This is a genomic window from Streptomyces phyllanthi (assembly GCF_009377205.1).
In the GTDB taxonomy this organism is placed as follows: domain Bacteria; phylum Actinomycetota; class Actinomycetes; order Streptomycetales; family Streptomycetaceae; genus Streptomyces; species Streptomyces phyllanthi.
Window position 1 is genome coordinate 21,930 of sequence record NZ_VJZE01000071.1, and the last position, 8,121, is coordinate 30,050.

8 protein-coding genes are annotated in these 8,121 nt (G+C 72.6%); 2 read left to right on the top strand and 6 right to left on the bottom strand.

Going from position 1 to position 8,121, the window contains the following annotated elements; translation table 11 throughout:
* Window positions 1-49 precede the first annotated feature (49 nt).
* Window positions 50-2,131 (top strand): PhoX family protein, encoded by a 2,082-nt coding sequence (locus tag FNH04_RS13365; RefSeq protein ID WP_322723002.1) that lies wholly within the window; start codon window positions 50-52, stop codon window positions 2,129-2,131.
* A 155-nt stretch (window positions 2,132-2,286) separates the two neighbouring features.
* Here FNH04_RS13365 and FNH04_RS13370 read toward each other — a convergent pair whose 3' ends face one another.
* The 4 genes from FNH04_RS13370 to FNH04_RS13385 all read right to left on the bottom strand — a co-directional run bounded on the left by FNH04_RS13370 (window position 2,287) and on the right by FNH04_RS13385 (window position 5,070).
* Window positions 2,287-2,484, bottom strand: a complete 198-nt coding sequence (locus tag FNH04_RS13370; RefSeq protein ID WP_152783761.1) for a hypothetical protein — start codon at window positions 2,482-2,484, stop codon at window positions 2,287-2,289.
* A gap of 167 nt (window positions 2,485-2,651) precedes the next feature.
* A complete protein-coding gene (locus FNH04_RS13375; RefSeq protein ID WP_386575577.1) occupies window positions 2,652-3,644 on the bottom strand; it encodes an endonuclease/exonuclease/phosphatase family protein in 993 nt (330 codons plus the stop codon).
* Between the two features lie 182 nt (window positions 3,645-3,826).
* Window positions 3,827-4,192 carry an ADP-ribosylation/crystallin J1 gene (locus FNH04_RS13380; RefSeq protein WP_152783763.1) on the bottom strand — a complete coding sequence of 122 codons (366 nt, stop codon included), beginning with the start codon at window positions 4,190-4,192 and terminating at the stop codon, window positions 3,827-3,829.
* A 71-nt stretch (window positions 4,193-4,263) separates the two neighbouring features.
* Entirely contained in the window at window positions 4,264-5,070 is an 807-nt protein-coding gene (locus FNH04_RS13385; RefSeq protein ID WP_152783765.1) for an alpha/beta fold hydrolase, read from the bottom strand.
* A gap of 88 nt (window positions 5,071-5,158) precedes the next feature.
* On the opposite strand from FNH04_RS13385, the gene FNH04_RS13390 reads away from it, so the two are divergent.
* Window positions 5,159-6,520, top strand: a complete 1,362-nt coding sequence (locus FNH04_RS13390) for an aminotransferase-like domain-containing protein (protein ID WP_152783768.1) — start codon at window positions 5,159-5,161, stop codon at window positions 6,518-6,520.
* Here FNH04_RS13390 and FNH04_RS13395 read toward each other — a convergent pair.
* Window positions 6,435-7,334 (bottom strand): hypothetical protein, encoded by a 900-nt coding sequence (locus FNH04_RS13395; RefSeq protein WP_322723003.1) that lies wholly within the window; start codon window positions 7,332-7,334, stop codon window positions 6,435-6,437. The two genes, FNH04_RS13390 and FNH04_RS13395, sit on opposite strands and share 86 nt — an antisense overlap.
* A 170-nt stretch (window positions 7,335-7,504) precedes the next feature.
* Window positions 7,505-8,008 (bottom strand): hypothetical protein, encoded by a 504-nt coding sequence (locus tag FNH04_RS13400; RefSeq protein ID WP_152783772.1) that lies wholly within the window; start codon window positions 8,006-8,008, stop codon window positions 7,505-7,507.
* Window positions 8,009-8,121 lie beyond the last annotated feature (113 nt).

Below are 8,121 nucleotides of genomic sequence, written 5' to 3' on the forward strand. Positions count from 1 at the left end.
CGCACCCCTACCGTCACGCTCATACCAAGGCCCATCTGGGGAGAGCAAAGTGCGCAAACTGCTGCCAATGGTCGGAGTGAACGGGGCGAACGCGTCGCATCCCGGCGGGCGGTCTGCCATGACCTGCCGGTTCCGGTGCGGTGACGCCTGTTTCCACGAGGTGCCGAACACCAGCACCAACGAGTACGTCGGGGATGTGATCGCCGGCGCGCTGAGCCGCCGGTCGATGGTGCGCGCCGCCGCCGTCGTCACCGTGGCCACCGCGGCCGGTGCCGCCACCGCCGTGCCCGCCGGCGCGGAGACCCGAGCCGCCGGCCCCGCGAGGGACGTGGCCTCCGGGAAGCACCGCAAGGGCGCCCGCGGCCTCCGCTTCACCCCCGTCACCCCCAACACCACCGACGCCGTGGTGATACCGGACGGGTACCAGCAGAACATCGTCATCCGCTGGGGCGAGCCCATCCTGCGCGGCGCCCCCGCCTTCGACCCGGAGAAGCAGACGGCGAAGGCGCAGGCCGGGCAGTTCGGGTACAACTGCGACTTCCTGTCTCTCCTCCCGCTGCCCGGTGAGCGTGGCCGTCAGCTTCTCGTCGCCAATCACGAGTACACCGACGAAGTGCTGATGTTCCGCGGGTACGACGCGGCCAACCCCACCCGTGAGCAGGTCGAGGTCGCCTGGGCCGCCCACGGTCTGTCCGCGGTCGTCGTCGAGGGCGACAGGCGCACGGGCAGGCTCACCGCCGTACCCCGGCACCCGCTCAACCGCCGTGTCACCGCCACCACCGAGTTCCGGCTCACCGGGCCCGTCGCCGGGTCGGATCTGGTGAAGACCTCCGCCGACCCGACCGGTACGAAGGCGCTGGGCACCCTCAACAACTGCTCGGGCGGTACGACCCCCTGGGGCACCACGCTCCACGGCGAGGAGAACTTCAACCAGTACTTCGCCAACAGCAGCCGGGCGACCGACAAGCGGTACGGGATCGGCACGGGCGCCAGCGAGCGCAAGTGGGAGCGGTTCGACAAGCGGTTCGACGTCGCCCAGGAGCCGAACGAGGTGCACCGCTTCGGGTACGTCGTCGAGTTCGACCCGTACGACCCGGAGTCCACGCCCCGCAAGCACACCGCGCTCGGCCGTTTCAAGCACGAGGCCGCGACCGTCCGGCTCACGGCGGACGGCCGTCCCGTCGTCTACTCCGGTGACGACGAGCGCTTTGACTACTTCTACAAGTTCGTCAGCAGCAAGCGGATGCGGAAGGGCACCTCGCGCGCCGTGCGCGAGCACAACCTCTCCCTCCTCGACGAGGGCACGCTGTACGTCGCCAAGCTGACCGGCGACTCCCCGGCGATCGAGATCGACGGCACGGGCAAGCTGCCGTCCGACGGCGAGTTCGACGGCAGCGGTGAGTGGATTCCGCTGGCCACCGCCACCGCGAAGGGCGCCACCTCGCACGTGGAGGGCATGACGGCCCAGGAGGTCTTCGTCTTCACGCGGCTCGCCGGTGACAAGGTGGGCGCAACGAAGATGGACCGGCCCGAGGACATCGAGCCCAGCCCGGTCACCGGCAAGGTCTATGTCGCCCTGACGAACAACAGCAACCGCGGTGTCGGTACGAACGCCAAGGCGGACGAGGCCAACCCGCGCAACGCCAACAAGCACGGGCACGTGCTGGAGCTCACCGAGCGCTGGAACCGGCCCGAGAGCACGAAGTTCGCCTGGTCGCTGTTCCTCGTCGCGGGCGACCCGGACGACCCGGCCACCTACTTCGCGGGCTTCCCCAAGGACGGCGTCAGCCCGATCTCCTGCCCGGACAACGTCGCCTTCGACCCGTACGGCAACCTGTGGATCTCCACCGACGGTGCCCAGCTCGGCTCGCACGACGGCCTGTTCGGCGTGGCCACCCGGGGTGAGCGGCGCGGTGAGCTCAAGCAGTTCCTGACCGTGCCGAGCGGTGCCGAGACCTGCGGTCCGATCATCCAGGACCGCCGCGTCCTCGTCGCCGTACAGCACCCGGGCGAGATCGACGGTGCCTCCGTGGAGAACCCGAAGAGCACCTGGCCCGACGGTCCCGGCAGGTACGTCCGCCCGGCCGTGGTCGCGGTGTGGCGCGCGGACGGCGGCGACATCGGCGTCTGACCGGTCGCACAACGGGCCCGGGAGGGATCCTGGGCCCCGGGGCCCAGGGCCCGGGTTACGAGTGCGGGCCGCCCCGCTGTGCAGGGCGGCCCGCGTTCCCCTTTTACCGGATGTGCCGGATGTACCAGACATGCCGGATGTGTCGGACGTATGGCTCAGGGAGCCACGCAGTGCGTCAGGGGGACCTCGGTGGGAACAGCGGGGCTGGCGGGGTCGACGAGGCCCGCGACATCCGCGGGGGTTCCGGTGACGCAGGTGAGGGTCGCCGTGGGGTCCGGCACCGCGTGGGCGGGCACGGACAGGGCGCCGGCGATCGCGAGGGTTCCGAGCAGGACGGTTGCGGCACGCCGCATGGTTTTCCCCTTTTCATCAGAAATTGTCGGTGGGATGACCGACAAGGCTGATCACTGCCCCAACTGGTCCGGGGATCTGCGTCGCGTCACTCCTGCGGGGAAGGAGTAACGATTCAGCGCCGTACGCCCGTTGACCGGCGGGCCGCGTTGCCGCTCGAACCCGCCGCTCAGCTCCCCTGGTGAAGCGTGAGGTCCACGAGCAGGGTGCGGTGGTCGGTGCCGGAGAGGTCGAGGAACCGGGCGCGGCGGGCCGCGAAGTCCCGGGACACCAGCACATGGTCGATCTGTGCGCCGAACGCCGGGGTCGTCCGGGCGGGCCACGTGGGCGTACGGGCGTTCCCGGCGAGCCGGGCGCCGTCGCGCAGGCCGGTGTCGAGGATGCGGCGGAAGGCGGCGTGGTCCTGGGAGGCGTTGAAGTCCCCGGCGAGGATCGTGGGCGTGTCCTTGCCGGCCGCGGCGTACGCGCGCAGGCGCCCCAGCTCACGGCGCCAGGTGCCCAGCCCGCCCGGCAGAGGCGGCATGGGGTGCGCGAGCTGGAGCCGTACCCGGTTGCCCTCCACGTCGGCCGTGGCGCCGGGCATGCCCATGGTGCCGGGGACTCCCTCGGCCTTGGTGAGCGGATGGCGGCTGAGGATCACGGAACCGTCGGTGCCGTACCCCTCGACGGCCTGGCGGTACGGGTAGGCCTCGCCCTCGAAGGCGTCCCGGAGGGCCGCGGAGCAGGTCTGCTCGCACTCCTGGACGAACACGATGTCGGGCTTGTGGCGGCGTACGGCGGCGACGAGCGCGTCGGTGCCCTGTCCGACCTGCACGTTCGACGTCATCACCCGGAGTTCGGCGACCGGCGGCCCGCTCGGCTCGTCGGTCTTGCCGTACGGCTCGATGAACCAGGCGAGACCGCCGAGCACGACGACGCCCCACACCAGCCCGGTCCGCCAGCGGGCGAGCAGGGAGAGGAGCAGCGCGAGGCCGGTGGGCGCGAGGAGCCACGGCAGGAAGGCGAGCATCTGGGTCACGGGGGTGACTCCGTCGGAGTCCGCCACCCGGCAGCCGAGGACCGCGCTGACCCCGAGAAGCAGCAGCCCCGCGAACCACGGGGTCGCCCGCCCGGATGCCCGCTCGTCCTCCATCATCGTCCGCTCAGCCGCCACCGTGTCCACGTCCCCGGTCTCACGTGCTCACCGGGTGCCCGAAAGGGTGCCCGAATCCTCCCTCATAGACGGGGTCCGTGGGGGGATGGTTGCGGGGTGTGCCGTACGCAACGCGCGCGACGCACGCAACGGACGCGACGCACGCAACACGCCCGACGGCCGTGGTCCCAGGTCTCGGCTCAGGACTCGGCTCAGGACTCCGGAGCGGCGTGGAACTCCCGGACGACCTCGATACGGCCCACGATGTGCGCGTTGAACTCCTCCAGCTCCTCCGCCGGGACCCAGAGCTCCAGGATGGTCTCGCCGCCGGCCTGGCGGACGGGGTACCGGGAGACGAACTCCGTGTCGATCTCGAAGCGGGTCACGTAACCGGAGCCGGAGGCGGGGACGTTCCAGTCGCGGGCGATGCGCACGGCGTAGTCCTCGTTGAGGACCGGGTAGAAGATCGGCTGCTCCGGCAGGCGAGGTGGCCAGGCGGTCCAGCCGGAGGCCTCGACGAGGGCGAGCTCCTCCGGGCCGGTCGGACGCCACAGGGTTGTCGTCGGCTGGGTGCGCATGACGGGCGAACGTAGCCGGGTGGGTGGGGGCTTCGCCAGGGAAACAGCCGCAGCGGCCGTACGGAGCGAGCTCAGCCGTCCACCCGCTCCAGGAACTCCCCGAGCACCCTGTTGAACTCGGCCGGGCGTTCCAGGTTCGGCAGGTGGGCCGCGCGCGGGATGACGTGGAGTGTGGCGTCCGGGAGGGCCGCGTGCATCGCTTCCGCGTCCTCGACCGGGGTGTACTCGTCGTCCTCGCCCACCAGGACCAGCGCCGGGACCGTGAGGGTCGTGAGCAGGTCGCGGTAGTCGGGGCGTTCCGCGCGGCCGCGCAGGGCGGCGGCCGCGCCCTCGGGGGCCGTGGCCGTCATCATGCGGTGCACATGGGCCGCCACCTCGGCGTCGGCGTACGGAGCCACCATCCTGTACAGCACCTCGTCGGCGTATCCGCGCATGCCCTCGTGCAGCAGCCGGTCGGCCATGTCGGCGCGGGCCTTCTTCCCGGCGGGTGTCTCGGCGGCCGGGAAGGTGTCGGCGAGGACCAGACCGCGGACGCGCCCGGGGAACCGCCGGCAGCACTCCATGGCGATCTGGCCGCCCATGGAGAGCCCGGCGAGGACGAACTCCCGGACGCCGAGCTCGTCCAGCAGCGCCGCGATGTCCTCCGCGAAGACGGACAGTGGGGTGACGCCGGGGACCACCGGGGACGCGCCGTACCCGCGCAGGTCGGGTGCGATCACGCGGCGGGTGGCGGAGAAGGCGGCGAGCTGCGGGTCCCACATCGTGCGGTCGAAGGGGTGGCCGTGGATCAGGACCAGGGGCAGCGCCGTGGACGCGGAGGAGCCGGACGACGCGAGGTCGTCGCCCCCTTTGTCCTCGTATGCGAGGAAGGGTGCCATGTCCTCGACCCTAGGTCCGCATGACTACTCGGTGCAATAAGATCTTTGCTCTCGGTGCAATGTGAGGATGGAGAGCTGAGGGGGCGCCTTGCAGGACTACCGGCGGATCGCCGATCGCATCGCCGACGACATCGCCTCCGGGCGGCTCCGGGCCGGTGAACGGCTGCCCCCGCAGCGGGTGTTCGCCCGGCGGCGGGGTATCGCCGCGTCGACGGCGGGGCGCGTGTACGGGGAGCTGGTGCGGCGCGGGCTGGTGGTGGGCGAGGTCGGGCGCGGGACGTTCGTACGGGCCGCGCCGGTGCCCTCGGGGCGGGCGCTGGCGGAGCCCACCGGCACGGCGACCGTGAACCTGGAGCTCAACTACCCGTCCGCCCCCGGCCAGTCGGAGCTGCTCGCGGCCGGGCTCGCGCTCCTCCTCCGGCCCGACGTGCTGGAGCGGGCCACGCGTACGGCGCCCGCGTCGGGCACGGCCGACGCGCGCGAGGCCGTCGCCGGGCTGCTGGCCACCCCGGGCTGGCGCCCCGCCCCGGAGCGGCTGCTCTTCGCCGGCAACGCCCGCCAGGCCATCGCGGGAGCCCTGGCCACGCTGGTACGTCCGGGAGGTCGCGTCGGTGTGGAGTCCCTGACGTATCCGCTGGTCAAGGAGATCGCGGGCCGACTCGGGGTGACGCTGGTGCCGCTGGCGACGGACGAGGACGGCCTCCGGCCGGACGCGGTGGCGACGGCGCACCGGGCTGCTGCGCTGTCCGCGGTGTACGTCCAGCCGACGCTGCACAACCCCACGTCGGTGACCATCAGGGCGGGGCGGAGGTCCGAACTCGCCTCGGTGGTACGGGAGCTGGACCTGCCCGTCGTCGAGGACCGGATCTGGTCCTTCCTGCGCCCCGACACCGATCCCCTGGCCGCGTACGCCCCCGAGCGCGTCCATGTGGTCGACGGGCTCTCCAAGAGGGTGGCGCCAGGACTGACCGCCGGTTTCCTCGCCGTCCCCGGGGGCAGCGTCGAGCCCGCCGCCACCGCCCTGCGCTCCGGCGGCTGGACCGCGGGCCGCTTCGCCCTGGAGGCGGCGGTGCGGTGGATCTCCGACGGCACGGTGGAGCGCCTGGTCGCGGCGAAGCGGGCGGACGCGGCGATACGGCAGCGGCTCGTCGCCGAACACCTGGCGGGGTTCGCGGTGCGGGCCGATCCGCGGGCGTACTACGCGTGGTGGGAGCTTCCGGCGCCGTGGCGGGCGGACACGTTCACGGCCGCGGCGGCGGAGCGGGGGATCGCGGTCACGCCGGGGCCGGCGTTCGCCGTCGCGCCTGTGGTGTCCGGGGCTCCCGCGGGGGCCGGGGTTCCCGTGGCAGGGGCCGCGGACTGCGTCAGGCTTGGGCTCGCGTCTGCTCCGGAGCGAGAGCTGGCTGCGGCTCTGCGGGTGCTCGCCGACGTTGCCCGTGAAAGCCCATGAGCCAGGCCCCGAGGGCCGCTGCGACGCCCACGACCACCAGTAGCCAGGTCGCCGTCCGCAGGGTGGCCGTCAGGGTGTCGTAGACGGCGCCCGCCGCCGCGCGCGACAGGCCGGGCGGCAGGCCGGCGAGCGTCAGCCGGCGGCCCACGGCCACGGCGATCCCCAGCAGGCTGCCCCCCAGCGCCGTACCGAGCCCGGTCGCGAACACCGCGCGGCGGCGGCAGGCGGCGACGAGGACTCCCGTCACGGCCAGGGCGACGGCGAGGGAGGGCAGCCAGAACGAGGAGAGTTCGAGCACGCGATACCCCTTACGGAGCCGTTCCAGGGTCTCGGACGACAGGACGGTGACCTCGGTGTGCTCGACCGGGATGTGATGCGCGAACGGCACGTGGTCGTGCGTGAGGCGCTGCTTCACCCGCTCGGTGACGGGTGCGACGTCCAGCGTCACGGGCCCCTCGCCGCCGCCGCGCAGCGCCCGCAGCACCGCCTCGTGGGTGGCCCGGTTGGCCTCGTCCCACGCCGCGAGGTACGCGTCGGTCTGCGTGAAGGACCGTACGGCGTCGTTCGTGAACGCCCGTACCGGCCCCTGGAGCGGTGGCCCCACGTGGATCTCCCGCATGATCCCGGCCGTGACCGCTTCCGCGATCATGTCCCGTACGGCCGGGTCGACGGCCAGCGGTGCCGTCACCGCCTCGTACCGGGCCGGGTCGCCGATCTCGTACGTCGCCCATGCCGCGAGAACGCCGGGCGGCGACAGCAGGCAGGCGAGCGCGATCAGCACGGCTGACAGGGCGCTCCGGACACGTCGGGACACATCACCAGGCAAGGTCCTGGATGTGCGGCGCGCGAGCGGGGGGACCGGGGGTGACTGCATATGGGTAGATATGACAACCGAACGGAGCCTCCCCGGCGCCCGGCGCTGTGCCCTGCCGGGCTGTTTCGGCCGGGCTGTTCCGGCGGGCTGTTTCGGTCGTGTTGCGGTCGTCAGCCCACCCAGTGGCCCTCCGCGTCCTCGTGCGTGTAGTAGCGGTAGAAGGCCACCGCGAACACGGGTGCCGCGACCAGCAGCGCCATGACCGTGGAGCGCAGTACGGACGCGTCGCTCTGGCTGTAGATGAAGCCGAAGGCGATGCCCGTGAAGGCGGCCCACGCCAGGGCGCGCGACTCGCGACGCAGCCGGGGCGCGACCGCGCGGACCGCGGTGTAGAGCGCCATGAACACGAACGCGGTCACGAAGCCGAAGAGGAGGTTCCAGCCGGTGATGGCCCCGGCGGCGGCCCCGACGTCGGGCAGGGCGCCGCGGTCGATGGCGGCGGCCCAGTAGCCGTAGATCAGTGCGAGCGCCGCGGGCAGCGCCCAGTGCGCGACGGCGTGGGTGCGCTCGCTGAAGACGTCGGGGGTCTCCGGCGCGCGCGGGGCGCCCTGCTCGACCGCCTTGGTCGCCCCGGGCGTTCCTGGCGCGGGTGACACGGGTGACGCGTGAGCCATGGGAGCACTCCTCTCTCCGTACTCTCCGCCCCGTCTTCCAGCGCACACCTCGGCCGGGCGCGTGGCAAGTCGGAAGGGGAGAGTTGGGACGGGGGAATCGGGACGGGGAGCCG

What these genes read in the sequence shown, in the direction of transcription:
- FNH04_RS13370 (WP_152783761.1), bottom strand. Translation starts at nt 2,484, where the DNA reads ATGCGGCGTGCCGCAACCGTCCTGCTCGGAACCCTCGCGATCGCCGGC.
- FNH04_RS13380 (WP_152783763.1), bottom strand. Translation starts at nt 4,192, where the DNA reads ATGCGCACCCAGCCGACGACAACCCTGTGGCGTCCGACCGGCCCGGAG.
- FNH04_RS13385 (WP_152783765.1), bottom strand. Translation starts at nt 5,070, where the DNA reads ATGGCACCCTTCCTCGCATACGAGGACAAAGGGGGCGACGACCTCGCG.
- FNH04_RS13400 (WP_152783772.1), bottom strand. Translation starts at nt 8,008, where the DNA reads ATGGCTCACGCGTCACCCGTGTCACCCGCGCCAGGAACGCCCGGGGCG.